Source organism: Mycobacterium sp. DL440, assembly GCF_011745145.1.
GTDB lineage: Bacteria > Actinomycetota > Actinomycetes > Mycobacteriales > Mycobacteriaceae > Mycobacterium.
This window is the reverse complement of record NZ_CP050191.1, coordinates 2,800,339-2,826,832: the sequence shown is the minus strand read 5'-3', so window position 1 is coordinate 2,826,832 and position 26,494 is coordinate 2,800,339. Positions and strand designations below refer to the sequence as shown.

Genomic DNA, 26,494 nt, shown 5'->3' with positions numbered 1-26,494 from the left:
CTCAGACCGCCTGGAGTGGCATCAAGAGATCTTGTCGCCGCGGTTGACCGCCGGCCGCGGCGCCCGCATGCGGCGCAGCTGCGACGCTCGGCTGGCCGCGTAAAGTCCTAGCTTCCAACCGCTTTCGGTGTTGTCCGGGAACTTCTCGTCCACCATGTGGTTCACCTTGCGGCCGACGATCAACCCGTCGATCAGCATGATGACCACCAGGATCAGCATCGCGTAGGACAGGATCTGCTGGAACTTCAGCGACGGCAGCGCGAGCATGAAGAAGATCATCGCCAGGGCGGCGGGCATGAAGAGGCCCAGCACATTGCGCCGGGAGTCGACGATGTCGCGGACGTAGCGGCGCACCGGACCCTTGTCGCGGGGAAGCAGGTAGGACTCATCGCCGGCCATCATCTTCTCGCGGCGGTCGGACATGTCGGCGCGGCGGGTGAGCCGCTCGATCTTGCGCTCTTCCTTGGACAGCTTGGGCCCGCGCAGCTCCTTGCGCCGTTGCCGCGCCTCGGCGGAGGTCAGCGGCGCGGGTGCGACCGGGCCGCGGCGCTTGGCGGCGTCGTTGCGTTTGGGCGTCGGCCTGCCCTTGGGGGCGGTGCCCGCCGCCGATCCTGCGGCGGTTGATCCGCCCGACCCGTCGACGCTCGTGACCTGGTCGGTCCCGGCGGGTTCGCCTTCGTTGTCCTTCTTGCGGCCCAGCAGCTTCACGACTGCCAGGTTACTGCCCGCCGCAGGTGGCCCGGCCACATGCCCCAGCCTGTGGATAAGTCGGGAATAGCGTCGGAACAAGGTACCGTTGAGGTAGTAGACGCGCGGTACATCCACGCGTTTCCTTGATGCCCCGGGATCCTTAGGGAGAGCTATGACTGTTCAGGACGCCACCACCACCGAAACTCACGGTGCAACCCTGTCCGACGCTGCGGCGACGAAGGCGAAGGCGCTGCTGGACCAGGAAGGCCGCGACGACCTCGCGCTGCGTATCGCGGTGCAGCCGGGCGGCTGCGCCGGCCTGCGCTACAACCTGTTCTTCGACGACCGCACCCTCGACGGTGACCTCACCTCCGAGTTCGGCGGCGTGAAGCTCGTCGTGGACCGGATGAGCGCGCCGTATATCCAGGGAGCCACCATCGACTTCGTCGACTCCATCGAGAAGCAGGGCTTCACGATCGACAACCCGAACGCCACCGGCTCCTGCGCCTGCGGCGACTCCTTCAACTGACGTCAGCTGGCAGCCGGCGGTCAGTACTGGCCGCCGGTGCGCAGCACATACGAGCACACCAGAACCTGCTCGTTCTTCCCGTCCTTCTGCACCAGTAGCTGTGCCACGCCCTGCTGCTCGTCACTGGCGGGGCGTCGTCCGCGTGCCGAGCCTGCGGCCGGCGCGACCCGCATGGTGAAGAGCACCTGAGCCTGCGTAGTGGACCACGGCACGTTCGCGTCGACGTGGGTCACCTCGACCTGGCTGAACTGCTTGCGGAATGCGTCGCTGGCCAGACCGGCCACCGCGAGATCGGCCTTGCGATCCTTGACTCCGTCGTACAACCCGCACAGGGTGTGCCGCGCGATCGCTTCTTCATCCCCGTCGGTCAGCGCGTCGAGGTATTCCTGGATCGCGGCCTGAGCCCGCTCGTCGGAGACCACCACCGGTGCCGCCGCCCCGCGGCGGCCGGTGACCAGTACCGCGGTCAGCACACCTCCCAGCGCCGCCACCACCAGCAGGGCCGCCAGAATCTTCGGCCAGCGCCGCCGCGTCGGGTAGGGCACCGGCGGCGGCAGAGTCCCGGGGTACGCCGACGGTGCGGTCGGCACCGGCTCGGGATACGGCTGCGGCGGAATGTGCTCGGGGTACTGGTAGGAACCAGTCATCAAATGACGCTCCCCGCGTGATCTGGAGGTGGGTCAGCCGTCTACGGTGACCGGGAATACGGTTATACGCAGGTTAGCGCAACCCGCGACGTGCGACCGTGCGCGCAGATCGCCGAAAGGCCCGCGCGGGTACTGTTATGTAGCCGACTTAACGAAATGAGGGGTGACACTACGTGACCATCGCAGTTACCGGATCCATCGCGACCGACCACCTGATGCGGTTCCCGGGCAAATTCTCCGAGCAACTGCTGGCCGACCACCTGCAAAAGGTGTCGCTGAGCTTCCTCGTCGACGATCTGGTGATCCACCGCGGGGGAGTCGCGGGCAACATGGCCTTCGCGATCGGCATCCTCGGTGGCGACGTCGCCCTTGTCGGCGCCGCAGGTCAGGATTTCGGTGACTACCGGGCCTGGCTCGAGGGCGCCAACGTCGACTGCGGCAGCGTGCTGATCTCCGAGAGCGCCTACACCGCCCGCTTCGTCTGCACCACCGATGAGGACATGGCCCAGATCGCCTCGTTCTACCCCGGCGCCATGTCGGAGGCCCGCAACATCTCCCTGGCCGATCTGGTGGACCGCGTCGGGAAGCCGGAGTTGGTGATCGTCGGCGCCAACGACCCCGAGGCGATGTTCCTGCACACCGAGGAATGCCGCAAGCTCGGCCTGGCCTTCGCCGCCGACCCGTCCCAGCAGCTGGCCCGGCTCTCCGGCGAGGAGATCCGCAAACTCATCAACGGCGCCGCCTACCTGTTCACCAACGACTACGAGTGGGACCTGCTGCTGCAGAAGTCGGGGTGGAGCGAAGCCCAGGTGATGAGCCAGATCGGCATGCGCGTCACCACACTCGGCGCCAAGGGCGTCGACTTGGTCAGCTCGGACGGCACGTTCGTGCACGTCGGCGTCGTGCCCGAGAAGCATCAGGCCGACCCCACCGGTATCGGCGACGCGTTCCGGGCGGGCTTCCTGACGGGCCGCAGTGCCGGATTGAACCTGGAGCGCTCGGCTCAGCTGGCATCCCTGGTCGCGGTCCTGGTGCTGGAGGCGACCGGGCCCCAGGAATGGACCTGGGACGCGGCCGAGGCAGTGCAGCGGCTCACCGATGCCTACGGCGCCGAGGCAGGTGCCGAGATCGGCAAGGCGCTGGCCTGACGGTGCCGACAGTCCGGTGCAGCTCTGAGCCCGCCTAGAGCTGCACCGGGTAGTGCGGTTCCTTGATCTGCGGGGTCACGCTGTGCTCGACGAAGATGGCGTGCCACAGCATGAAGGTCAGCACGGTCCACAGCCGGCGGCTGTGATCGCTGACGCCGCTGCGGTGCTCGTCGAGCATGGTGCGGACCGCAACCAGATCGACATGGGCCCCGGCCTGTGATGACGCCGTCATGGCGTACGCCCAGTCCATCAGCTCACCGGCGCGTAGCCAGTGCCGGATCGGCACCGGGAAGCCCAGCTTGGGGCGGTTCAGCACGTGAGCCGGGACGATCGGCTCCAGCGCGCGGCGCAGCGCGTACTTGGTCGTCGAGCGCGTGATCTTCTGATCGACCGGCAGCCGAGAGGCCACCGCGAACACCTCGGGGTCCAGGAACGGCACCCGCAGTTCCAGTGAATTGGCCATGGTGATCTTGTCGGCCTTGACCAGGATGTCGCCCCGCAGCCAGGTGAACAGGTCGATGTGCTGCATCCGGGCCACCGGATCCCAGCCCCGCGATTCGGCGTACACCGGGGCGGTGACGTCGGTGTGCGTCCATTCCGGCCGGAAGCCCGGCAGCACCGCCCGCAGCTGCTCATCGGAGAAACTGCGGGCATTGCCGTAGTAGCGCTCCTCCAGTGTCAGCGAACCGCGGTGCAGCAGACTTTTGCCGCGCATGCCCTCCGGCAGCGGCTTGGACGCCTTGCCCAGCGATTTGCGCACCGGCCGCGGCAGATAGTCGAAAGGCCGGAGCGACAACGGTTCCCGGTAGATCGTGTAACCGCCGAACAACTCATCGGCACCCTCGCCGGACAGCACCACCTTCACGTGCTTGCGGGCCTCGCGGGCGATGAAGAACAGCGGCACCAGCGCCGGGTCGGCCACCGGTTCGTCCAGATACCAGACGATCTCGGGCAGCGCCTCGACGAACTCCGCCTGGCTGACCACCTTGGTGACATGCCGGGCGCCGATGGCTTCCGCGGACGCGACGGCCACGTCCACCTCCGAGAAGCCCTCCCGCTCGAAGCCGGTGGTGAACGTGATCAGCCGGGGATTGTGACGCATCGCCAGCGCCGCGGTCGCCGTCGAGTCGATGCCGCCCGACAGGAAGGCGCCGACCGTCACATCGGCGCGCATGTGCTTGGCGACGGAATCTTCCAGGGCGGCGGTGATCTCGTCGTAGCGGGACTGCTCGGCACCCTTGACGAACGGCACCGCATTGAATTTCGGGACGAAGTAGCGGGTCACCACGGGACGGCCACCCGGCTTCAGGCGCATGTAGCTGCCCGACTCCAGCCGGCGGATACCGCGGTGCAGCGTCTCGGGTTCGGGCACATACTGCAGCACGGTGTAGTGCTGAACGGCCCGATCGTCGATGCTCAGATCGAGTCCCAGCAGATCGGCCAGGTCCAGCAGGCACTTCTTCTCGCTGCCCACCGCGGTGCCGCCCGGCCCGGTGGCCATGAACAGCGGCTTGATGCCGAACGGGTCCCTGGCGCAGAACAATTCATGCTCGACGGTGTCCCACACCGCGAACGCGAACATGCCACGCAGTCGACTCAGAGCGCCGGCGCCCCAGTGGTGATACGCCGCGACGATGGCCTCGCCGTCGCCGTCGGTGTGAAATACCGCACCGAACTCCGAGCGCAACTCCTCACGCAATTCCAGATAGTTGTAGATCTCACCGTTGAAGACGAGTGCGTACCGGTCGGGCGCGTCTGCGGGTCCCCAGCGCAACGGCTGGTGGCTGTGTGCGATGTCGATGATCGACAGCCGGTTGAAACCGAGCACCACGGTGGCGTCGCCACTCGTATCCGCCCACGTGCCGGGCTCGTCGGGGCCCCGATGACGCATCAGGTGAGAGGCGCCCGCCACCGCGTCGACCAGCCGCGATCCGGCGTCGGGGGAGGCGTCGCCCTGGGAGGTATCGGATGGGTCAGTTACCAACGCGAGCAGTCCGCACACCGCGCCAGTATGTCTGATCCGGCGGCTCCCCGAGACCACCACCCGGGCTGTCGTGCCGCACGCTCCGGTCCTGGCGCGACCCCATTCCCGAGTCGCTTCGCTCCCGTGGACCAGCGTGGTCTACGCTGCGTAGTATTCGCAAAACAACGACCGGTCGCGGTCGCGAAATACCGATCTAGGAGGCGCCAACGTGACACCTCGCGGGCTTAAGAAGGTGGCCCGAGCGGCGTTGTTGACAATTGTCCTGGGTGGCTCAGCGCTCTTGCTGAGCGGCTGCAGCTGGCAGGACGCACTCGCGCTCGGTTGGCCGACCGGAATCACCCCGGAGGGCAAACTCAACCGAGAGCTGTGGATCGGCTCCGTGATCGCCTCCTTCGTGGTGGGCGCCATCGTGTGGGCGCTGATCTTCTGGTCGAGTGCATTCCACCGGAAGAAGAAGGGCGACACCGAGCTGCCGCGCCAGTTCGGCTACAACATGCCGCTGGAGCTGGTGCTGACGGTCATCCCGTTCCTCATCATCTCGGTGCTGTTCTACTTCACCGTGGTAGTCCAGGAGCGCATGCTGCACAAGGACCCGAACCCTGAGGTCGTCATCGACGTGACCGCCTTCCAGTGGAACTGGAAGTTCGGCTACCAGAAGATCGATTACGCCGACGGCACATTCGACTACGACGGCGTCGACGCAGCGCGCAAGGCCGCGATGGCGTCGAAGCCGGAGGGCAAGGATGCGCACGGCAAGGAGCGGGTCGGCGCGGTGCACGGTCTCAACCCTGAGGACCGCACCTACCTGAACTTCGACAAGATCGAGACCCTGGGTACCTCCAACGAGATTCCGGTGCTGGTGCTCCCGGTGGGCAAGCGCGTCGAGTTCCAGCTCAACTCCGCGGACGTGATCCACGGTTTCTGGGTGCCGGAGTTCCTCTTCAAGCGTGACGTGATGCCCGAGCCGGTGGCCAACCACTCGGACCACATCTTCCAGGTCAGCAAGATCGAGCAGACCGGCGCGTTCGTCGGGCGCTGCACAGAGATGTGCGGTACCTACCACTCGATGATGAACTTCGAGGTCCGGGTCGTCGAGCCCAATGACTTCAAGGCTTACATCGACCAACGCAACGCCGGCAAGACCAATGCCGAGGCGTTGGCGGCGATCAACCAGCCGCCGCTGGCCACCACAACTCACCCGTTCGATACCCGGCGCGGTGAGCAGGCACCGCAGGCGAGCAAGTAGGGGCTACACGCAATGCATATTGAAGCTCGACTGTTCGAGATCCTCACGGCGTTCTTCGCCCTGTCGGCGGTGGTGTACGGCGTATTGACGGCGATGTTCGCCACCGGCGGCATGGAGTGGGCCGGTACGACCGCGCTCGTCCTCACCACCGGACTGACGCTGATCACCGGCACGTTCTTCCGCTTCGTGGCGCGGCGTCTCGACACCCGCCCCGAAGACTACGAAGATGCCGAGATCAGTGACGGTGCAGGGGAACTGGGCTTTTACTCACCCCACAGCTGGTGGCCGATCCTGATCGCACTGTCCTTCTCGGTCGCCGCGGTGGGCGCAGCCCTGTGGCTTCCCTGGCTGATCGTGGCAGGCATCTGCTTCGTGCTGACGGCTGTCAGCGGCCTGGTCTTCGAGTACTACTGGGGTCCTGAGAAGCACTGACCCGTCCGGACGTGCCGATTGTGGCCTGATCAAGGTCACAATCGGGCCGTCACTTCATTCGCCACCGGCAACGCCGGACTCGCCGGCTCCACCTCGTTCGGTAATGTTGCCGGGGCACTGTCACCAGCGAACGGTTTCGTTCGCTCCGCGTGGCAGTGAAGTTGTCGAGAAGGATAGGCGTAGATGAGCGGGCCGAATCCCCCGGAACCCGGTGCCTCCGGTTCTGATTTGCCGGATCAACCCGGAAAACACTCCGCACCCGAGGATCTGACTCAGGGGGCGGGCGCAGACGCGGATGGCGGCGAGACAGAGTTCTACTCGCAGGCGTACTCCGCGCCGGAGTCGGAGCAGTTCACCAGCGGGCCCTACGTGCCTGCCGAAGTGGCGCTCTACGACTACGACGACTACGACCCCGCGACCGAACTCGTCGACACCTCCCCGCCGCCGCGCTGGCCGTGGGTGGTCGGCGTCACCGCCATCATCGCCGCGGTCGCCCTGGTGGCATCGGTGGCCGTTCTGGTTACCCGCGACGACGACACCGCCAATCTGGCCACCCCGCAGCCGAGCACCACCACGTCGGCGCCGCCGGTGCAGGACGAGATCACGACGACGACTCCGCCACCACCTCCGCCGCCCCCTCCGACCTCGGAGGAGCTTCCGCCTCCGCCGCCACCGGAGACCGTGACGGTTACCGAGCCGCCGCCTCCCGCGCCCGCGCCGACCGGTGAGGCGCCCCCGCCGGCCCCGGGTACGTCAGCGCCGCCAACCACCACCACGACGCATGCCGGCCCGCGTCAGGTCACCTATTCGGTGACGGGTACCAAGGCGCCGGGTGACATCATCACGATCACCTACGTCGACGGGAACGGAAACCGGCGCACCCTGCGCAACGTCTACATCCCGTGGACCTTCACGATGACCCCGATCTCCAACTCTGATGTCGGCTCGGTCGAGGCGTCCAGCCTGTTCCTGGTCAGCAGGCTGAACTGCTCGATCACGGCCAGCGACGGCACGGTGCTCTCGTCCAACGCCAACAACTCCGCACAGACTGCCTGCTGATGTCCGGGCGCATCAGCGAACTCGACAACACCGACCGGGTTTTGCTGGGCGCGTGCGCCGCGGTGTGGCTCGCCGCTCTGGGTGCCGGGGTGGCGGCCGTCGTGGCCCTGGTGGACCTGGGCCGAAGCCATCCGCAGGGCTCCGAGAGTGCTGACATTCCCTGGGTGCTGTACACCGTGATCGGCCTGTCTGTGCTGGTGATCGCCGGTGCGGTGCCGCTGCTGCTGCGCGCCCGAGCCCAGGCCGGCAGCCGGCAGCCCGGACGGCGGCCCCAGCCGCCGGCGCGCTCACCACGGCCGATCGGGGGCAGCTACCGGGCTGCACCGGTCGCGATGAGCCGCTACACCGCAGGCAACGGTGCCGCCACCGCGGTGGCCGAGGCGGTGTGGCTCCGGTTCATCCTGGCGACCGTCGGCGCTATCGGACTTGGGACAGCGGCCATCGGGCTGGCCACCTATCTGATGGCGACAGGCAGTGACGTGGCGGCCTGGTGCCTCTACGGCCTGGCGGGTGTGGTCACCGCGGGCATCATCGCACTGCCGATTGTGGCGATGCGTCAGCTTGACGTCCTGTCGGCCTGAATCGCCGCTTCTGAACTTTTGCGGGACCATACCGCTCACGTATGTAGCGCTGCGGCGATTTCTCGACCACTTTTCCGCCACAGCGCTACACACGCGAAGTCGGGGTAGGGCCCCACGAGGGCGACGAGTTCTGCCGGCGCAGGCGGGCGCCGCGGACGCGAGCGCGCGCTGCGGGCGCGCATGACTCTGCCGCTTGCGCTTGCCGGGTCACTTCAGCCTCAACTGCGGGACTGATCGCTCACGTGTGTAGCGCTGCGGCGATTTCTCGACCACTTTTCCGCCACAGCGCTACACACGTGAAGGGGAAGTTGGGCCCCCGAGGGCGACGAGTTCAGCCCAAGACCACCCACATAAAACAATCGCCGCAACCTCCCGAAGAGGTTGCGGCGATTGTTTGGGGTAGGGGAGTGGTCAGTGATGACCGTTGGTGTCCCCGTTGCCGTTTCGCTCCTGCTGTTCGCGCAGAGCGGTCAGTGCCTTGTGCTCGGAGGCGTGTTCGGCCTCGGTGAGCGCGTCGTGCTCGACCGCCGGATCGGCGAACAGGAAGCTGCCGGTGCCCGGCGAGCCGGCCGAACCGAGCTTGTTCATCCGTTTCGGCAGCGCAGCACCCTGGTACTCCAGCGGGATCGGGTGACCGTGATCGTCGACCGGTCCCAGCGGCTGGTGCAGCTCCACGTAGGCACCGTGCGGCAGACGCTTGATGATGCCGGTCTCGATGCCGTGCTCCAGCACCGCACGGTCGCTGCGCTGCAACGAGATGGCCCAGCGGTAGGCGATGAAGTACACGATGGCCGGCAGCACCACCATGCCGATACGGCCGATCCACGTGGTCGCGTTCAGCGAGATGTGGAACTTGAACGCGATGATGTCGTTCATCGCGGCCAGGGTCAGCACCATGTAGAACGCGATTGCCATGGAACCGATCGCGGTACGCACCGGTACATCGCGCGGACGCTGCAGCAGGTTGTGGTGTGCGTCGTCGCCGGTGACCTTCCGCTCGATGAACGGGTAGGCGATCAGCAGGCCGAAGACACCGCCCATGATCAACGCGACCCAGACCACCGCGGGGATGGTGTGGCCGAACGGGTAGAACTCCCAGGCCGGCCAGATACGCGCCAGGCCTTCGGTCCACATCATGTAGAAGTCGGGCTGGCTACCCGCCGAGATCTGCGACGGCTTGTACGGACCCAATTGCCAGATCGGGTTGATCGTCAGCAGGCCGCCCATCAGGCCCAGCACGCCCGTGATCAGGGCGAAGAACGCGCCCGACTTCACCGCGAACACCGGCATCACGCGCACGCCGACCACGTTGTGCTCGGTGCGGCCGGGGCCGGGGAACTGGGTGTGCTTCTGGAACCACACCAGCGCCATGTGCGCGCCGATGAGGGCCAGGATGATGCCCGGGATCAGCAGGATGTGCAGTGCGTACAGGCGCGGGATCAGGATCTCGCCGGGGAAGTCCCCGCCGAACAGCGCCCAGTGCAGCCACGTTCCGATGATGGGCATGCCCAGGGTGATCGAGGACAGCGCGGCGCGCAGACCGATGCCGGACAGCAGGTCGTCGGGCAGCGAGTAACCGAAGTAACCCTCGAACATCGCGAGGATGAGCAGCAGCGAGCCGATCACCCAGTTGGCCTCACGCGGGCGGCGGAACGCACCGGTGAAGAAGATGCGCGCCATGTGCACCATGATCGACGCGGCGAACATCAGCGCGGCCCAGTGGTGGATCTGGCGGACGAACAACCCGCCGCGCACCTCGAAGCTGATCTCGAGTGCGGACTCGTAGGCCCGCGACATCTGGACACCGCGAAGTGGTTGATACACACCGTCGTAGGTGACGTGCGCCATCGACGGATCGAAGAACAGCGTCAGCCAGACACCGGTGATCAGCAGCACGATGAAGCTGTACAACGCGATCTCACCCAGCAGGAAGGACCAGTGGGTGGGGAACACCTTGTTCAGCTGCCGGCGCACCGCCGCCGAAGGATGATAACGGGAATCGATCGCATCGCCTTGTGCGCCAGCGATCTTGGCAAGGTCAGGGCTCATGATTTGCGCTCCCAGAATGCCGGTCCGACGGGTTCGACGAAGTCGCCGTTGGCGACCAGGTAGCCGTCTTTGTCGATGGTGATGGGCAGCTGCGCCAACGCGCGCGCAGCCGGACCGAATATGGGCTTGGCGAAGTGCAACGCGTCGAACTGCGACTGGTGGCACGGGCACAGGATGCGGTAGGTCTGCTGCTCGTACAGCGACGAGGGGCAGCCCAGGTGCGAGCAGACCTTGGTGTAGGCGAACAGCTCACCAAAGTTGAAGCTCTCCTGGCCCTTTCGCTTGACCACGCGGGGCATGTCGGCCGGCTTGATGCGGATCAACATGACCGGGTTGCGCACACCCATCGAGATCTCGGTGAGGTGGTGCTCGGACTCGACGGTGGTGCCGTCGCCGTCAGACGCGCGCCAGGGGAAGACCGTCTCCATGCCACCGGCGTCGAGATCCTCGGGCCGCATCTTGACGAACGGAGACGAACCGGGACGCCCGGTCGCGCGAGCCAGGTAGATGGTCTCGCCGTGGAATCGGGGCGTCCACCCCGAGGTCCACAACACGGCCTTCTTGCCATCGGCAGTGGGCACCACGGGCTTCCACGGGTTCTTGATCAACCCGCCGATGAAGGCCACCAGCGTGCCGGCCCCGAATGCGCCGAGGCCGATGCCCAGCGACAAACCGATCAGCTTGCGGCGCTTGACCGTCGAGCCTTCCAGGGCGTCGGTCAGGTTGGCCGCGATGGTCTTGCGGTGCAACTCGGGGGAGCGCCCGTCGTGGCGGTCCTGGACCGAGATCTCCTCGGGGATGAACTTCTTCTGGAACAGCACCGCGCCGATACCGATCGCCAGGATCGACAGGCCGAAGGTGAGGCCGTACAGCGGGGTGGCCAGCGAGTAGAGGAACTCACCCTCCGAACCGAAAGGCTGGTACTCCCACGGCCAGAACAGGAAGATCACCAACAGCGCCAGACCCGAAAGCCCGCCGAGCAGAAGCCAGTACGCGACGAGGCGCTCGGTGCGCTTCTCGGCCTTGGTCCCGGGGACCGGCCAGCGCGGCTCCTTGAAGATGGTCTCGACGCCATCGATCTTGCCGCCGAGCTCGACGAGCTCGTCACGCGACATCGAGGCCAGCTCGTCATCGCTGGGGATCTTCGGGGTGTTGTCGGTCATGCTCGTGCCCCGATCCACATTGCGATGCCGATAGCGGCGACCATTCCGATAATCCACATCGCCATGCCTTCGGGCCCGGGCCCGAAGCCACCGAGTCCGTAGCCGCCGTAGCTCGGGGTCTGAGCCGACTCGCGGACGTAGGCGACGATGTCGCGCTTCTCTTCCGGCGACAGCTGCCGGTCAGAGAACTTGGGCATGTTCTGCGGCCCGGTCAGCATCGCGGTGTAGATCTGTGACGGCTCGGTATCACTGAGGTCGGGAGCGTACTTACCGGAGGACAGCGCGCCGCCCTTGCCGGTGAAGTTGTGGCAGGACGCGCAGTTCAGCCGGAACAGGTCGCCGCCGCGGGCCACGTTGGACCCGATCAGCGATTCCTGGGCCACGCCGCCGTGCTCATTGCGGATCACGGTGGGGCCGCCACCGTTGGCCTGAACGAAGGCGCCGAGGGCGTCGATCTGGTTCTCGTCGAAGTGCTCGGGCTTGGACGGTGCCTGGGCCTCACCGCGCATCGCGGGCATGCGACCGGTCGACACCTGGAAGTACACGGCGGCCTCGCCGGTGCCGATCAGGCTGGGCCCGCGATCGGGCACACCCTGCAGGTTGGCGCCGTGGCATGAAACGCACGACGTGTCGAACAGTTGCTTACCCGTGCGCAGCAGCGCCGACTGAGATTCGTCGGCGACTGCGACCTGCGGTGTGGGTGTCAGCGTGGCCGCAACACCACCTGCGACTGACAGGCCGACCAACAGCAGGAGACCTGCTGACAGTCGTCGGCGCAGTCGTCGGCGCGACTTGCTGGTCATCGAACCCCTTCTCATCGAATCGAACATCGGCCGGCCGATCAGCGGACGAAGTAGATGGTGGCGAACAGCGCAATCCAGACGATGTCGACGAAGTGCCAGTAGTACGAGACGACGATCGCCGCGGTGGCCTGTGCAGGCGTGAATTTACTCATCTTGGTGCGGGCCAGCAGCAAGATGAACGCAACCAGTCCGCCGATGACGTGCAGGCCGTGGAAACCGGTCGCGAGATAGAAGACCGAACCGTAGGCGCTGCCCGGGATGGTGGTGCCGTGCTCGACCAGGTGGATGTACTCGTATCCCTGGCCCAGTACGAAGAACAGGCCCATCAGGAACGTGATCACATACCACCGGCGCAGCCCGAACACGTCGCCGCGCTCGGCGGCGAACACGCCCATCTGGCAGGTAAAGGATGACGCGATCAGAACCAGCGTCACCGGAACGGCAAGGGCCAAATTGAGTTCGGTCGGCTCGGGCGGCCAGTTGCCACCGGCTTGCGCGCGCGCCGTGAAGTACATCGCGAAGAGTCCAGCAAAGAACATGAGTTCGCTGGAAAGCCACACGATGGTGCCGACACTGACCATGTTCGGTCTGTTCAGCGAATGAACGCGCGACGTTATTGCCGTTCCCGAGGTACCTACAGCGCTCGTCACATCCGCAAGTATGACGCTTTGTAGTTGTCGAACTCCACCCGGGTCGAGCAATTGATCTCAAACGTGTCGCCTTTGGGCCGGCAGGGCTCGGGGCGCACACCCGCGCAGCGATAGCATTCGGCGGTGGCTCCTGCATCTTCATCTCAGTTCCCGCCGGCGGACCTGTCCTCCCCACGTTCCCCGGCGGCGCCGTCGTGGCCGCTCATTCTCGGGCGCCTGACCACTGACCAGAGCCTGCCCAACGGTTATGCGGGATGGGCGATGGACCAGATCATGACCGGCGTGGCGACCCCGGCGCAGATCGCCGGCTTCGCGGTGGCGATGAAGATGAAGCGACCGACCTCGGCCGAGGTCGGTGAACTGGCCGACATCATGCTGTCGCACGCACGTCGGGTGCCGACGGATCAGATCGGTCACGAGACCGTCGACATCGTCGGTACCGGTGGCGACGGGGCCAACACGGTCAACTTGTCGACCATGGCGGCCATCGTGGTGGCGGCCTGCGGCGTTCCGGTGATCAAACACGGCAATCGGGCGGCGTCCTCGCTGTCGGGAGGCGCCGACACCCTGGAGGCTCTCGGGGTGCGGATCGACCTGGGCCCGGACGAGGTGGCGCGCAGTGTCGCCCAGGTCGGTATCGGGTTCGCCTTCGCCCCGCAGTTCCACCCGTCGTATCGGCACGCGTCGGTGGTGCGCCGCGAGATCGGGGTGCCCACGGTCTTCAATCTGCTTGGACCACTCACCAATCCGGCCGCGCCGCGGGCCGGGTTGATCGGCTGCGCATTCGACGACCTGGCCGAGGTGATGGCCGGGGTGTACGCGGCCCGTGGTTCCAGCGTGCTGGTGGTGCACGGCGACGACGGTCTCGACGAGCTCACCACCACGACCACCAGCACCATCTGGCGCGTACAGGCGGGAACGGTGGACCGGTTGAAGTTCGACCCCGCGGCCTTCGGCTTCAAGCGTGCCGACATCAGTGAGTTGGTCGGCGGTGACGCCACGGCCAACGCTGCGGAGGCGCGAGCCGTGCTGGGCGGGGCCAAGGGGCCGGTGCGTGACGCAGTGGTGCTCAACGCTGCGGGTGCCATGGTCGCCCATGCCGGGCTAGCCAGCGACGCCAAGTGGGTGCCGGCGTGGGAGTCCGGTCTGGCGCGGGCCGTCGAGGCGATCGACTCGGGTGCGGCCGAACAGCTGCTCGCGCGTTGGGTGCGGTTCAGCCTGCAGTTCTGAGTTCTGCTGCTGGGCCGCGGCCACCCGCGCCGAGCGAGCGGTGGCCGCCCACTCCGCGTAGCGGCCCGCGGCCCCGATCGGCGTCGCATAGCCGCTGTCGGTGCGCACGATGCGGACCCCGGGCGCGGCCAGCCAGCGCGCGACAAGCGCGGTTTCCTCCACGAGTGCGCCGCCCAAAGGCGTTGCGGTGGGCAGGATCACCTGCGCTGCCGCGCAGATCGCGTCGACCACCGGCATCGGCGAAACCCCGCGCCCGGCGGTCCCCGCCCCGGCCAGTTGGCCGTGGCGGATCACCGCGAAATGCCAACCACCGGTGCCGTCGCCGCGGGCCGCGACCAGTTCGGGCAGATCGGCCAGGGCGCGCAACCGCTGCCCCCGCCACAGCGCCTCGATGGCCACCGCGGCGTGGTCGCGCAACCGGGCCGCGGTCTCGTACCGCCGGGCCGTCGCGACTTCGCCGATATGGGTCAGTGTGGCCGCCAGCGCACTGTGGTCGGTGCCGTCGATCAGTGCGGTAGCGCGTTGCACCGCGGCCGCGTACTGCGCGGCCGCGACGTCCTGCGGGGCGGGGCACGGGGAAAGTTCGACCTCCGGACAGCGGTGCGTGGCTGCCGCCCCGAAGCGGGCCGTGCAGGTGCGCACCCCGGTGAACCGGGCCAGCAGCGCCGCCGACTGTACGGCGTCGGACCGGGCCGAGAACGGTCCGAAAGCGGTGCGGTGCCCAGGGTTTCGCACCGCCGACAGTCTCGGGAAGGCCTCGTCGGTGAGGGCCACCCACCACCATCGCTGCGGGTATTTGGAGCGCCGGTTGTACGGCGGCGCGTGGGCCGCGAGCAATCGGAGCTCGCGGACCCCGGCCTCCAGATCGTGGGCGCATTCGACATGGTCGACGACGCGCGCCAGTGAGGCCATCTCCTTCATGCGGGCCCGCGGGTCGGCACCGGTGAAGTACTGCCGGACCCGGCGTCGCAAGTCGACCGCGGTGCCGACATAGAGCACCTCGTCGGAGGGGCCGCGAAAAAGGTAGACGCCGGGGCGGTTGGGCAGCCGGTCGGCCAGTGAGCGGTTGCGGCGCTGGGCCGGCGTGACGTCGGGCAGATAGTTCCGGAGGTCGGCGAAGGTGTGGATGCCCTGGTTGCCGACCCGCTCGATCAGGGCGTGCAGGACGTCGACGGTGGCGCGGGCGTCGTCGAGGGCGCGGTGGGTGGGCGTGGTTGACGCACCGAACAGCCGGGCCAGGGCCGACAGTTTCACGCTGGGCGCCTCGTCCCGCGTCAGGACGCGGCGGGCGAGTTTCACCGTGCACAGCACCGGGGGCCGCGGCCAGCCGAGCTCGGCCCGTTGCGCCGCGGCGCGCAGGAAACCGATGTCGAAACCGGCGTTGTGGGCGACCAGCACCGCTCCCCGGGAAAACTCCAGGAACGCGGGAAGCACCGATTCGATGCGCGGTGCGTCGCGCACCATCGCCGTGGTGATCCCGGTGAGCTCGACGATCTGCGGCGGGATGGCGCGGCCGGGATCGACGAGGGTGGCCAGCTCACCGAGCACCTCACCGCCGCGAATCTTGACCGCGCCGATCTCGGTGATGGCGTCGTAGGCGTCCCCGGGTGCTTTCGCGGTCGCCCGGCCCCCGGTGGTCTCCAGATCCACCACCACGAAGGTGGTGTCGGCGAGCGCAACGGTGTCGAAGCCGGAGCCGGGATCGAATTGCAGGGCCAGCTGCTCGGCTTCGGCGGTGTTGCGCTGGCCCATGCAGATGACGGTAGGTCCAGCCCCCGACAAGCGGGGGCCAGGCATCCCCGTGTCGCCCGCGGACCCATCCGCGGACCCAACTATGTCGGGTCTTCGCTCCAATCCGCTGCGCTCCTTGTCGGTGCGCGGCGATACGGTGCGCGCAACACCGATCGAAAGGACGGTCAACGATGAGCGGAATACGCCAGGACAACTGGTTCTACGCTGACGAGCAGTACCTCCGCGAGGCCGACACCGGCAGCGTGACCATCGACTGCGACGATTGCGCGGTACGCGGGCCCGGATGCCAGGACTGCGTCGTCAGTGTTCTGCTCGGAGTCCCGGAAATTTTGCTGGATGACGAGCGTCAGGCGCTGGAAGTACTCGCTGACGTGGGCCTTGCGCCGCGACTGCGGCTCGTTCCAATTCACCGGAGCGGCAGATCCGGCGTCGCCTGACGACACGCAACGTTTCGTGCACAGGAAAATATTCAGGGTGGACTGTTAAATTTGCACCTTCTGTTGGACAAGCCCGATGCCGTTTCGTAACCTATCTGAGACCTAAGAGCAGTTCGAGGCGGCTCGCCATCGCCAGTTGTGAGGACGAAAACTTGAGGCACGACCGCGCGCACCGGCCCACAAGTCGTGTCAAGCGACCCATTGCAGGTGTCATAGCGGGCTTGATCTTGATACCCGGATTCCTGGCCGCGAGTTCGCAGGCTGATCCTGCCGACGATGCTATGGCAAAGCTCAATGAGCTGTCCCGTCAGGCTGAGCAGACCACTGAGGCCATGCACTCCGCCCAGCTCGACCTGAACAACAAGGTGTCCGCACAAGAGATTGCGGAGAAGAAGCACACCGATGACACCGCGGCGGTCGATGAGGCCAAGTCGCAGCTGGCAACCTTTCAGACTTCAGTCAATAAAGTAGCTGCGGCCCAGTACATGGGTGGCCGCACCTCCGGAGTGGATGCGATTCTGACCGCCAGCTCTCCGCAGCAGCTGATCGAGCAGCTCGCCGTGCAGCGGGTGATGGCGACCGAGATGTCGGCGCAGATGAAGAACTTCCGCTCGGTGGGCGAGAAAGCCGCAGTGGCCGAGCGGGAGTCGGCCACATCGGCCGCCGAAGCCAAGACCGCCGCCGAGCAGGCCGCCGCAGTGCGCGCCGACCTGCAATCCAAGCAAAGTCAGCTGCAGGTGCAGATCGCCATCGTCAAATCGCAGTACCAGGCGTTGAGCCCGGCCCAGCGTGACGCGATGACCGCCCTGCCTCCGGCGCCGCCGGTGCCTGCACCCGAGGCGTTGCCGCCACAGGACCCCGCTGTACTGGCCGACCCACCGAACGGGATCCCGCCCGGCGACGTCGCTGCGCCGGAAGGCGCACTCCCGGGTGGGGGCGACGGACATTCCGGCACCGTCATCCAGGCGGCGTTGAGCCGTATCGGCTCGCCCTACTCCTGGGGCGCGGCCGGCCCCAGCTCGTTCGACTGTTCGGGTCTGGTGATGTGGGCGTTCCAGCACGCCGGGATCTCGCTGCCACATTCGAGCCAGGCCATGGCCCGCGGCGGTCAGGCGGTCTCGTCTGACTCGATGCAGCCGGGTGACGTGGTCACCTATTACTCCGATGCCTCCCATGTGGGCATTTACATCGGCGACGGGATGATGGTGCACGCGTCGACCTACGGCACCCCGGTTCGGGTCGCCCCGGTCAACAATGCGCCGATCTACAACGTTCGCCGGTACTGAGTCGCCTGCCGGTACCGAGCGCGCTGACAGCTGGGCCGGCTTCACCCGGACCGCGCGCAGGCTCGTCCTGGTCGGCGCGCTGCTCGTGGAACTGCTTCTGGCTGTGGTGCTGATACGCACGTCCGCGCCGGCCCTACCTCCGTACCCGCCTCCGGCCGCGCCGTCGACCACCGCCGTCGCACCTGTCGTCCCGCAACCCGACCCCCTCACCTCGATGGTGCTGCCCGATGGGCGCACCGCCCGGCTGCTTGCCCTCGGCGGCCCGCAGTCCTCGGCCCTGCTTCAGCGGCTTGCCGCCGAGCTTCCCGACGCGGCTGCTGCAGTTACGGCGTTCTGGGGTCGGGACTGGCCGCGCGACATCGAGATCGCGGTCGCGGGTTCCGATCAGCAGTTCCGGGTGCTGGCCGGCGGAGCCGCCGACATCGCCGCGACCACTACGGCCCAGCGGGTCATGTTCGCCCCCGGTGCCGCCGGCATGAGCCCGGCTGCGTTACGAATTGTTTTGCGCCATGAGCTGTTTCATTACGCGGCTCGGTCGCGGACCGCGGCCGATGCGCCACGCTGGCTCACCGAGGGAGTGGCTGATTACGTCGGCCGACCGCCTGCCGCGGTACCCGGTCCGGCGCAGGCTGCGGCACTGGCCCGGCTGCCCACCGATGCCGATCTCGACACCCCCGGCGCGGCCCGCAGCCTGGCCTACGACCGGGCGTGGTGGTTCAGCCGGTACGTCGCCGACGCCTACGGGGTTCCGAAGCTGCGTGAGCTGTATCTGCGTGCATGTGGACCCGGTCATCCGGATGTGACCTCCGCAGTGCGAGAGACGCTGGGCGCCGACCTCGGCGCCGTGGTTGCCCGTTGGCGTCGTTGGCTGACCGGATAACCTGTCGCCGATGGGGAGCAGATGGCAGGGGATAGCGCGATGACGCGGGTTTTGTTGGTCACCAACGACTTTCCACCGCGACGCGGCGGTATCCAGTCCTACCTGGAGGCATTCGTCGGCGAGTTGGTGCGCGACGGCTCGCACCAGCTCACGGTGTACGCGCCGAAGTGGAAGGGCAGCCCGGACTTCGATGGCCGGGCCGCCGCGGCCGGATACCAGGTGGTGCGGCACCCGACCACCCTGATGGTGCCCGAGCCGATGGTGGCGACCCGCATGCAACGGTTGATCGCCGACAACGACATCGAGACGGTGTGGTTCGGAGCAGCCGCGCCGCTGGCGCTGCTGGGCCCGCTGGCCCGGCGGGCCGGAGCCAGGCGTGTGGTGGCCAGCACCCACGGCCATGAGGTCGGCTGGTCAATGCTGCCGGTGGCACGGGGCGCACTGCGCCGCATCGGAGACGATGCCGACGTCGTCACGTTCATCAGCGATTACACCCGCGCCAGGTTCGCATCGGCGTTCGGTCCCCGGGCGGCGCTGGAACGGCTGTCGCCCGGCGTCGACACCGACCGCTTCGTACCCGACCCGGCGGCCCGGGCCGAGTTGCGTGCCCGCTACGGGCTGGGGCAACGCCCGGTAGTCGTGTGCCTGTCCCGCCTGGTGCCGCGCAAGGGCCAGGACATGCTCATCCGTGCCTGGCCCGCCATCCGCCGCCGCGTCCCCGACGCTGCGTTGGTCATCGTCGGCGGCGGACCGTATCTGCAGAGCCTGCAACAGCTCGCGCACACCCACGATGTGGCCGCCGACGTCATCTTCACCGGTGCGGTGCCCGGCGCGGAGCTGCCCGCGCACCATGCGATGGCCGATGTGTTCGCGATGCCGTGCCGTACCCGCGGGGCGGGCCTGGACGTCGAAGGCCTCGGCATCGTCTACCTGGAGGCCTCGGCGTGCGGCGTGCCGGTGGTCGCCGGAACCTCTGGCGGGGCACCGGAAACCGTTTTGGACGGCCAGACCGGCAGCGTCGTGGACGGAACCGACGTCGCAGCGGTGGCGACGGCGGTGGGTGACCTACTGGCTGATCCGGGACGCGCCGCCGCGATGGGCGTGGCCGGGCGGCACTGGGCCGTCGACAACTGGCAGTGGCGGTCCCAGGGTGCCCGGCTGACCGGGCTGCTGTCCGACTGAAGCCAGGCTCAGCCGTAGAGGGCCGCGATGTCGGCGGCGAACTTCTCGGCCACGACCTTGCGCTTGACCTTGAGTGTGGGGGTCAGTTCACCGGTGTCCTCGGTGAAGTCGACGGGCAGGATCCGGAACTTGCGGATCGATTCGGCATGGGACACCGCCTGATTGGCGTCCTTGACCGCCAGGTTGATCTCGGCCAGCAGGTCCGGGTCGTCGGCGAGATCGCCGACCGAGGCGTCGCCGTCCTTACTGTTGCGCTGCTTCCACCCTCCGAACGCCTCCGGGTCGATGGTGATGAGCGCGGCGATGAACGGCTGCTGATCGCCCACTGCCATCGCCTGGCTGATCAACGGGTGGGCGCGCAGCCGGTCCTCCAGCAGGGCGGGTGCGACGTTCTTGCCGCCGGCGGTGACGATGATCTCCTTCTTGCGCCCGACGATGGTGAGGAAGCCGTCGTCATCGATGGCGCCCAGATCGCCGGTGTGGAACCAGCCGTCGGAGAACACCGCATTGGTCTCGGACTTGTTGCCCCAGTAGCCGCTGAACACCACGCCGCCCTTGACCAGCAGCTCGCCGTCTTCGGCGAGGCGCATGCTGTTGCCGGGCATCAGCTTGCCGACCGAGCCGACCTTGAGGTCGTTGACCCGGTTCACGGTGATTGCCGCGCTGGTCTCGGTGAGCCCGTAGCCTTCGTAGATGCTCAGTCCCACACCACGATAGAAGTGGCCCAGCCGCGCGCCCAGCGGTGCGCCTCCGGAGATCGCCGCCCGGCATTCACCACCGAGGGCAGCCCGCAGCTTGCCGTACACGAGCCGGTCGAACACCGCATGCTTGGCGCGGAGCAGCAGGCCGGCTCCGCCGGTGTCCTGGGCCTTACTCCATTCGATCGCAGTGTCGGCGGCGATCGCGAAGATCTTGCCCTTGCCGTCGTTGCGGGCGTTCTGCTCGGCGGTGTTGTAGACCTTCTCGAACACCCGGGGCACCGAGACCACCAGGGTCGGCTTGAACACGCCGAAGGTAGGGACGAGGTTCTTGATGTCACTGGTGAAGCCGAGGGTGACCTTGTTGGCGAAGGCCGCGATGGTGATGGCCCGGGCCAGCACGTGGGCCAGCGGCAGGAACACCAGCATCCGCTCACCCTTGGCCAGCTCGGAGGGGAAGCAGGCCTTGGCTCCATTGATCTCGTAGAGCAGGTTCGAGTGGGTCAGCTGGCAGCCCTTGGGCTGGCCGGTGGTTCCGGAGGTGTAGATCAGGGTGGCCGCATCGGCCGAGCGAATTCCGGCCAGCCGCTTGTCGAGTTCGGCGACATCGGTCGACTCACCGGCCGCGGCCATGGTCTCCAGCGCAGGTGTGCCGGTGCCGTCGATCCGCAGCACCTTGCGCAACTCGGGTAACTGGCCGCGCAGTTGTTCCACCGTCTCGGCGTGCGCGTCGGTCTCGGCGAAGATGATCTTCGCCGCGGAGTTGTCGAGGACGAATTGCACCTGCTCGGCCGAGGAGGTCTCGTAGATCGGCACGGTGACCGCGCCGATTGACAGGATCGCGAAGTCGATGATCGGCCACTCGTAGCGGGTGGCCGAGATGATCGCCACGCGATCGCCGGCCTGGATGCCCTCGGCGATCAGGCCCAGGGCGACCGAACGGATCTGGTCGGCCGCCTCGGCACAGGTCACGTCGGTCCAAGCGCCGTTGACCAGGCGCCGGAAGATGACGTGGTCGGGGCTGTCGGCCGCGTGTGCGGATACCGAGCTGACGATGCTGTCGTGCTCGCCGACGGCAAAAGACGCGGGCACGCTGTACTCCCGCATTGACTCAGGCACGATCTTGCCCTCCAGGCTTGTGATACCGGCTTTGCGGGTCAGCCTAGTCGGCCGCGGTAGGCAGGTGATCGCGCATGTGTGAAGCTAGTCCGCGATGAACAGCATTCAGATCGCCGACGAGACGTTCGTCTGCGCCGATCCGGTCGCCGTGGGCGCCGCGGTCGCCGATCCCGCCAGTTGGCGGCGGTGGTGGCCCGACCTGGTGCTCAAGGTCGTCGAGGATCGCGCCGAAAAGGGCCACCGCTGGAATGTAACCGGTGCGCTGACCGGCACCATGGAGGTCTGGCTGGAGCAGGTGATGGACGGGGTGGTGCTGCATTACTTCCTGCACGCCGAACCGTCCGGCGCCACGGCAAAGGACTTGGCCGGCATGGATCTGGCAAAGGCGAACCACCAACGCCGCGTGGCGGGCAAGACGATGGCCTTCGGGATCAAGCGGCGGTTGGAGTCGGCACGCCCGGTCGGAGTGTCCCGACTGGCCTGACCGGTGTCGTCCGCGTCGCTCTACGGGAGGGTAGATTTCTCGGCGAGAGCCAGGCGCCCCCGCGGGGTGGGGGACAATGGGCCCCCGCGGGGCGGGGAGAAGGGTGTGGCGGTGGCCGACAAGACGACACAGACCATCTACATCGACGCTGATCCGGTGACGGTGATGGATGTCATCGCCGATATCGGCTCATACCCGCAGTGGGTGGCCGAATACAAGGAGGCCGAGGTCCTCGAGACCGACGCCCAGGGCAATCCCCAGACCGCCAGGCTGGTGCTCGATGCCGCGGTACTCAAGGACACCATGGTGCTGGCCTACGTGTGGCCTGCCGACCGCACCTCGGTGACGTGGTCGCTGGTGTCCAGTTCGTTGCTGCGCGCTCTGGACGGTGCATATCGCTTGGCGCCCAAGGGTTCCGGCACCGAGGTGACCTATGAGCTCTCGGTCGATCTGGTCATCCCGATGATCGGGCTGCTCAAGCGCAAGGCCGAGCGGCGGCTCACCGATACCGCGCTCAAAGACCTCAAGAAACGAGCAGAGGCTGAGTGACACCCTCGACCCCCGCCAGGATAAGCCTGTTCGTCGGCAAGGGCGGGGTAGGTAAGTCGACGCTGGCGACCGCCACCGCGGTCCGGGACGCCGCGTCCGGTGAGCGGGTGCTGATCGTGTCCACCGATCAGGCGCATTCCACCGGAGACGTCCTCGGGATCGCGCTCGCCCCTACGGGGCAGCGGGCCCCCACCCGCGTGCTCAGCGATCTGGACACCGGCCTGACCGACGAAGGCGGTGTCCTGGACGCCCTGGCCCTCGACACGCTGGCGCTGCTGGGGGCGCGCTGGGCCGAGACGGCCGGCCCGCTGGCGGCCCGGTTCCCCGAGTCCGATCTGGGAGACGTTGCCCCTGAAGAACTTTCGGCACTTCCCGGAATCCAGGAAGTCCTCGGGCTGCACGAGGTGGGTGAGCTCGCCGATTCCGGGCGCTGGGATCACGTGGTGGTGGACTGCGCCTCGACTGCCGATGCACTGCGGATGCTGACGCTGCCGGACACCTTCGGCCTCTATCTGGAGCGGGCCTGGCCGCGGCACCGCCGACTCTCGGGCTCACCCGATGAGGTCAGTGCGGCGATCGTCGCCCTGATCGAACGCGTGGATGCCGGTATCCGCCGGCTCGGCACCCTGCTCACCGACGGGTCCCGGGTGAGCGCACATCTGGTGCTCACCCCGGAGCGGGTGGTGGCCGCGGAGGCCTCACGGACCCTGGGATCGCTTGCCCTGATGGGCGTCGAGGTGGCCGAGATCATCGTCAATCAGATTTTGGTGCAGGATGATTCGTTCGAATACCAGAACCTGCCGGCGCATCCCGCATTCGACTGGTACACCGAGCGGATCGCCGAGCAGCGGACCGTGCTCGACGACCTCGACACCACGATCGGTGACGTGCAGCTGGTGCTGGTTCCGCACGTCCCGGGGGAACCGATCGGTGCCAAGGCGCTGGGGGAGCTGATCGACGGCGCTCGACGGCGCGACGGGTCGCCGCCGCCGGGCCCGCTGCGGCCCATCGTCGACCGTGAGTCGGGGTCTGGACTCGAAGCGGTGTACCGGTTGCGGCTAGAGTTGCCGCAGATCGATTCGGCCGGCCTCACGCTGGGTCGCGTCGATGACGACTTGATCATCGGCGTCGCAGGGATGCGTCGCCGCGTGCGGTTGGCCTCCGTCCTGCGTCGGTGCATTGTGACGGATGCCCAATTGCGAGGTGGCGAGCTGACGGTACGTTTTCGTCCGAACCCGGAGGTGTGGCCGGCATGACGGGGTCTCATCCCGAGCTGGGTTCGGAGCTGCGGCAATTGGCACAGGACATCCTGGACCGGCTGGATCCGGCGGTGCGGTTGGCGGCGGCCAACTTCGCGGCGTCGGCCGACAGCACACCCGGCAAGTGTCAGCAGGTGTGGTGCCCGGTGTGTGCGCTGGCAGCGGTGGCCAACGGCGAGCAGCATCCGCTGCTGTCGGTCATCGCCGAGCACAGCGTGGCCTTGCTGACGGTGATCCGCGCGGTCCTTGATGAGGGGGTCGATGAGTCCGCCGGCGGTGGATCCGGCAGTGGCGGTACCGGTCCCGGCGGAGATAGCCCGGACCCCGACGGCGGGCCGGAGGGGTCTCCGCCCGACGATTACCCGCCCCCGCCGCCTCCTGGCCGCTACCAGCACATCCCGGTCACCGTGGAGGGCCCAGCGGATTGAGCTGCCGCTGAGACTCAGCAGGCATCCAGGACTTGATGTGGTAGCCACAACATGGCCTGGGTACAGTTGTCGCAGAGCATTGTGCGGTGCGCCCAAGGTGGAGGGTCCATGTGGTATTGGCTGTTCAAGTACGTCCTGTTGGGCCCCTTACTGGCCGTCCTCGGCCGGCCGAAAATCACTGGGCTGGAACATGTCCCGAGTGATGGTCCGGCCATCCTGGCCAGTAACCACCTGGCGGTGATGGACAGCTTCTACCTGCCGCTGGTGGTCAACCGCCGCATCACGTTCCTGGCCAAGCAGGAGTACTTCACCGGCACGGGAATCAAGGGCCGGATCCTGGCGTGGTTCTACACGGTGGCCGGCCAGGTTCCGATCGACCGCACCGACGCGGACTCGGCGCAGGCAGCTCTGGTCACCGCCACCCGGATCCTCGGCGAGGGCAAGCTGCTCGGCATGTATCCCGAGGGCACCCGTTCGCCCGATGGGCGCCTCTACAAGGGCAAGACCGGACTGGCCCGGTTGGCGCTGGAGACCGGGGTTCCGGTGATTCCGGTGGCCATGGTCGGTACCGACGTGGTCAATCCGCCCGGGACGAAGGGGCTGCGGTTCGGCCGGGTCGAGGTCAGATTCGGCAAGCCCATGGACTTCAGCCGGTTCGACGGTCTGGCCGGCAACCGCTTCATCGAGCGCGCGGTGATCGACGAGGTGATGTACGACCTCATGGACCTTTCCGGTCAGGAATACGTCGACCTCTACGCCGCTGCCATCAAGGAGAGCGCGCAGCAGACCAACGGTCAGCCGGTCGATACGACCAAGCCCGCGTCGCGCCTGCCGCACGCCGCGGCCGGTTAGGCCGCTTCGCCCCCGCTGAGTTGGACCAGCGGGGTGGCGGGGACGGCGGTGGTCTGGCCCGTCCTGGATGTGGACACGAGTCCGATGACGGCGATGACCGCGAGCGCCCACCACAGGTAGGCGTCACCGGCCAGCTGCCGCATCACCGATGCCGCAGTTTCGTGGTGCGGGGTCAACAACGCGATAGGCGTCCACACCATCAAGGCGAACCCGATCAGGGTCACCAGGGCCAGGGCCAGCGCGGACAGATGGAACTGGCGCATCCGGTAGGCGAGCACGCCGGTCACCAACAAGGTGGGTAGTGACCACACCCAGTGATGCGACCACGACACCGGTGAGACCACCAGGCCGAACATCGCCACACAGATCAGGGTGACCACCGGGGCCTCATCGGCGCCGGTGCGCAGGACGCGCCTTGCCGCCCACACCGTCAGCGCCAACACCGCGAAGCAGGCGACGACCCACAAGGCGAACCGCGGACCCTCGGACAGGCCGAGCCGGGCCAGAGTGCCCGCAATGTTCTGGTTGGTATTGAGCGTGGCCGTACCGATCCGGTCGGTGTTGCGCACCGTCTCGGTCCAGTACTCGATCGAGTCCGTCCAGGCCAGGACGAACCCGGCCAGCGTCGCTGCCACTGCGGCCGCGGCGGTCCGCAGCAGGGTGCGTACATCGCGGCGCAGCAGGAAGTACAGCAGGAATACCGCGGGGGTCAGCTTGAGCGCGATCGCCACACCCAACAACACACCGCGCGGCCACGGCGTGCGGCGCGGAACGCAGTCGGCGACCACCAGCATCATCAGCACCACGTTGATCTGCCCGAACTCGAAGTTCGACCGGATCGGCTCCAGCCAGATGACCGCGGGTGCCACCAGCGCGGTGGCCAGCCAGCAGCGCCGCAGCCAGGCGGGCTCGGAGCTGATCGCGGTGTCCGGCCAAACGTTCAGCCGGGTCAGCACGATCACCATGGAGACGATCAGCAGCACCAGCGTGGTGGCGGTGATCGCCAGACTGGCCGCAGGCAACGAGAGCCAGGCAAACGGGGCGAACATGATCGCCGCGAGCGGGGGATAGGTGAACGGCAGGTCCAGGCCGCCCTGGGTGTGGAAGATGGCGCCGTCGGCGTACAGCGACTGGTTGTCCAGCCACGCCCGCCCGCCCATCCGATACACGTCGATGTCGATGCGATAGGGCACGTGCCCCAGAAGCCTCCAGCCGACCAGGATCAACCCGGCCGCTGTGAGCAACTGAAAAAGCCGCCACCCGATCGTCGGTGCCCAACCAGCCCCGCCGGGCGACTGCCGCTTACTCATGTCCTCAACAGACTATCGGGGGCCACACTCCGACGGCGCATCCGCAC

At 67.3% G+C, this 26,494-nt stretch carries 25 protein-coding genes and 1 pseudogene; 16 read left to right on the top strand and 10 right to left on the bottom strand.

Features of this window, described 5'->3' with window-relative positions; translation table 11 throughout:
- Nucleotides 1-21: 21 nt before the first annotated feature.
- A complete protein-coding gene (locus HBE63_RS13690) occupies nucleotides 22-708 on the bottom strand; it encodes a DUF3043 domain-containing protein (protein WP_166905226.1) in 687 nt (228 codons plus the stop codon).
- A 154-nt stretch (nucleotides 709-862) separates the two neighbouring features.
- Between HBE63_RS13690 and HBE63_RS13685 the strand changes: the two genes are divergently transcribed.
- Nucleotides 863-1,219, top strand: coding sequence for an iron-sulfur cluster assembly accessory protein (locus tag HBE63_RS13685; RefSeq protein ID WP_166905225.1), 357 nt, complete (start codon nucleotides 863-865; stop codon nucleotides 1,217-1,219).
- Nucleotides 1,220-1,239: 20 nt separating this feature from the next.
- Here the strand turns inward: HBE63_RS13685 and HBE63_RS13680 are convergent, their stop codons facing one another.
- Entirely contained in the window at nucleotides 1,240-1,866 is a 627-nt protein-coding gene (locus tag HBE63_RS13680) for a hypothetical protein (RefSeq protein ID WP_166905224.1), read from the bottom strand.
- A gap of 173 nt (nucleotides 1,867-2,039) precedes the next feature.
- Between HBE63_RS13680 and HBE63_RS13675 the strand changes: the two genes are divergently transcribed.
- A complete protein-coding gene (locus HBE63_RS13675; RefSeq protein WP_166905223.1) occupies nucleotides 2,040-3,014 on the top strand; it encodes a carbohydrate kinase family protein in 975 nt (324 codons plus the stop codon).
- Between the two features lie 34 nt (nucleotides 3,015-3,048).
- Here the strand turns inward: HBE63_RS13675 and asnB are convergent, their stop codons facing one another.
- Nucleotides 3,049-5,016 (bottom strand): asparagine synthase (glutamine-hydrolyzing), encoded by a 1,968-nt coding sequence (gene asnB, locus HBE63_RS13670; RefSeq protein ID WP_166905222.1) that lies wholly within the window; start codon nucleotides 5,014-5,016, stop codon nucleotides 3,049-3,051.
- 190 nt (nucleotides 5,017-5,206) lie between these two features.
- On the opposite strand from asnB, the gene HBE63_RS13665 reads away from it, so the two are divergent.
- The 4 genes from HBE63_RS13665 to HBE63_RS13650 all read left to right on the top strand — a co-directional run bounded on the left by HBE63_RS13665 (nucleotide 5,207) and on the right by HBE63_RS13650 (nucleotide 8,316).
- Nucleotides 5,207-6,244 carry a cytochrome c oxidase subunit II gene (locus tag HBE63_RS13665; RefSeq protein ID WP_166905221.1) on the top strand — a complete coding sequence of 346 codons (1,038 nt, stop codon included), beginning with the start codon at nucleotides 5,207-5,209 and terminating at the stop codon, nucleotides 6,242-6,244.
- 12 nt (nucleotides 6,245-6,256) lie between these two features.
- Nucleotides 6,257-6,676, top strand: a complete 420-nt coding sequence (locus HBE63_RS13660; RefSeq protein ID WP_166905220.1) for a cytochrome c oxidase subunit 4 — start codon at nucleotides 6,257-6,259, stop codon at nucleotides 6,674-6,676.
- Between the two features lie 183 nt (nucleotides 6,677-6,859).
- Nucleotides 6,860-7,735 (top strand): MmpS family transport accessory protein, encoded by an 876-nt coding sequence (locus HBE63_RS13655; RefSeq protein WP_166905219.1) that lies wholly within the window; start codon nucleotides 6,860-6,862, stop codon nucleotides 7,733-7,735.
- Nucleotides 7,735-8,316 carry a DUF2561 family protein gene (locus HBE63_RS13650; RefSeq protein WP_166905218.1) on the top strand — a complete coding sequence of 194 codons (582 nt, stop codon included), beginning with the start codon at nucleotides 7,735-7,737 and terminating at the stop codon, nucleotides 8,314-8,316. The genes HBE63_RS13655 and HBE63_RS13650 overlap by 1 nt, the downstream gene beginning before the upstream one ends.
- A gap of 411 nt (nucleotides 8,317-8,727) precedes the next feature.
- On the opposite strand, the gene HBE63_RS13645 is transcribed toward HBE63_RS13650, so the two are convergent.
- From HBE63_RS13645 to HBE63_RS13630, 4 genes are read right to left on the bottom strand one after another with little or no spacing between them, the layout of a single operon-like run.
- On the bottom strand, nucleotides 8,728-10,365 hold the full coding sequence (locus HBE63_RS13645; protein WP_166905217.1) for a cytochrome bc complex cytochrome b subunit: 1,638 nt from the start codon (nucleotides 10,363-10,365) through the stop codon (nucleotides 8,728-8,730).
- Nucleotides 10,362-11,528 carry a ubiquinol-cytochrome c reductase iron-sulfur subunit gene (locus HBE63_RS13640; protein ID WP_166905216.1) on the bottom strand — a complete coding sequence of 389 codons (1,167 nt, stop codon included), beginning with the start codon at nucleotides 11,526-11,528 and terminating at the stop codon, nucleotides 10,362-10,364. Before HBE63_RS13640 ends, HBE63_RS13645 begins: the two co-directional genes overlap by 4 nt.
- The gene (locus tag HBE63_RS13635) at nucleotides 11,525-12,358 is read right to left on the bottom strand and encodes a c-type cytochrome (RefSeq protein ID WP_208301365.1); all 834 of its coding nucleotides are present in this window, start codon (nucleotides 12,356-12,358) and stop codon (nucleotides 11,525-11,527) included. Before HBE63_RS13635 ends, HBE63_RS13640 begins: the two co-directional genes overlap by 4 nt.
- A gap of 11 nt (nucleotides 12,359-12,369) precedes the next feature.
- Nucleotides 12,370-12,981 carry a heme-copper oxidase subunit III gene (locus HBE63_RS13630; RefSeq protein ID WP_082940089.1) on the bottom strand — a complete coding sequence of 204 codons (612 nt, stop codon included), beginning with the start codon at nucleotides 12,979-12,981 and terminating at the stop codon, nucleotides 12,370-12,372.
- A 162-nt stretch (nucleotides 12,982-13,143) separates the two neighbouring features.
- On the opposite strand from HBE63_RS13630, the gene trpD reads away from it, so the two are divergent.
- Nucleotides 13,144-14,211 (top strand): anthranilate phosphoribosyltransferase, encoded by a 1,068-nt coding sequence (gene trpD / locus HBE63_RS13625; protein ID WP_243858722.1) that lies wholly within the window; start codon nucleotides 13,144-13,146, stop codon nucleotides 14,209-14,211.
- Here the strand turns inward: trpD and HBE63_RS13620 are convergent.
- Nucleotides 14,149-15,963 (bottom strand): annotated as a pseudogene (locus HBE63_RS13620) (DEDD exonuclease domain-containing protein); the annotation flags it as partial. The gene trpD and the pseudogene HBE63_RS13620 sit on opposite strands and share 63 nt — an antisense overlap.
- Before the next feature lie 170 nt (nucleotides 15,964-16,133).
- Between HBE63_RS13620 and HBE63_RS13615 the strand changes: the two are divergent.
- The 4 genes from HBE63_RS13615 to pimB all read left to right on the top strand — a co-directional run bounded on the left by HBE63_RS13615 (nucleotide 16,134) and on the right by pimB (nucleotide 19,748).
- Complete coding sequence (locus HBE63_RS13615) at nucleotides 16,134-16,400, top strand: hypothetical protein (RefSeq protein ID WP_208301364.1); 267 nt, start codon at nucleotides 16,134-16,136, stop codon at nucleotides 16,398-16,400.
- 152 nt (nucleotides 16,401-16,552) lie between these two features.
- Nucleotides 16,553-17,686: a peptidoglycan hydrolase RipC gene (gene ripC, locus HBE63_RS13610; RefSeq protein WP_166905213.1), complete on the top strand. Its 1,134-nt coding sequence runs from the start codon at nucleotides 16,553-16,555 to the stop codon at nucleotides 17,684-17,686.
- On the top strand, nucleotides 17,655-18,566 hold the full coding sequence (locus HBE63_RS13605; protein WP_166905212.1) for a peptidase: 912 nt from the start codon (nucleotides 17,655-17,657) through the stop codon (nucleotides 18,564-18,566). The genes ripC and HBE63_RS13605 overlap by 32 nt, the downstream gene beginning before the upstream one ends.
- A gap of 39 nt (nucleotides 18,567-18,605) precedes the next feature.
- Nucleotides 18,606-19,748, top strand: coding sequence for a GDP-mannose-dependent alpha-(1-6)-phosphatidylinositol monomannoside mannosyltransferase (gene pimB, locus HBE63_RS13600; protein WP_166905211.1), 1,143 nt, complete (start codon nucleotides 18,606-18,608; stop codon nucleotides 19,746-19,748).
- 8 nt (nucleotides 19,749-19,756) lie between these two features.
- Here pimB and HBE63_RS13595 read toward each other — a convergent pair whose 3' ends face one another.
- A complete protein-coding gene (locus HBE63_RS13595) occupies nucleotides 19,757-21,553 on the bottom strand; it encodes a long-chain fatty acid--CoA ligase (RefSeq protein ID WP_166909763.1) in 1,797 nt (598 codons plus the stop codon).
- A gap of 106 nt (nucleotides 21,554-21,659) precedes the next feature.
- On the opposite strand from HBE63_RS13595, the gene HBE63_RS13590 reads away from it, so the two are divergent.
- The 5 genes from HBE63_RS13590 (at nucleotide 21,660) to HBE63_RS13570 (ending at nucleotide 25,137) form a co-directional block, all read left to right on the top strand.
- A complete protein-coding gene (locus tag HBE63_RS13590) occupies nucleotides 21,660-22,049 on the top strand; it encodes a polyketide cyclase / dehydrase and lipid transport (RefSeq protein ID WP_166905210.1) in 390 nt (129 codons plus the stop codon).
- Nucleotides 22,050-22,160: 111 nt separating this feature from the next.
- A complete protein-coding gene (locus HBE63_RS13585; RefSeq protein ID WP_166905209.1) occupies nucleotides 22,161-22,598 on the top strand; it encodes an SRPBCC family protein in 438 nt (145 codons plus the stop codon).
- Complete coding sequence (locus HBE63_RS13580) at nucleotides 22,595-23,854, top strand: ArsA family ATPase (protein ID WP_166905208.1); 1,260 nt, start codon at nucleotides 22,595-22,597, stop codon at nucleotides 23,852-23,854. Before HBE63_RS13585 ends, HBE63_RS13580 begins: the two co-directional genes overlap by 4 nt.
- Nucleotides 23,851-24,285, top strand: coding sequence for a hypothetical protein (locus HBE63_RS13575; RefSeq protein ID WP_166905207.1), 435 nt, complete (start codon nucleotides 23,851-23,853; stop codon nucleotides 24,283-24,285). The genes HBE63_RS13580 and HBE63_RS13575 overlap by 4 nt, the downstream gene beginning before the upstream one ends.
- A 108-nt stretch (nucleotides 24,286-24,393) precedes the next feature.
- On the top strand, nucleotides 24,394-25,137 hold the full coding sequence (locus tag HBE63_RS13570; protein WP_166905206.1) for a 1-acyl-sn-glycerol-3-phosphate acyltransferase: 744 nt from the start codon (nucleotides 24,394-24,396) through the stop codon (nucleotides 25,135-25,137).
- Here the strand turns inward: HBE63_RS13570 and HBE63_RS13565 are convergent.
- Complete coding sequence (locus tag HBE63_RS13565) at nucleotides 25,134-26,447, bottom strand: glycosyltransferase 87 family protein (protein ID WP_166905205.1); 1,314 nt, start codon at nucleotides 26,445-26,447, stop codon at nucleotides 25,134-25,136. The genes HBE63_RS13570 and HBE63_RS13565 overlap by 4 nt on opposite strands.
- Nucleotides 26,448-26,494: the final 47 nt, after the last annotated feature.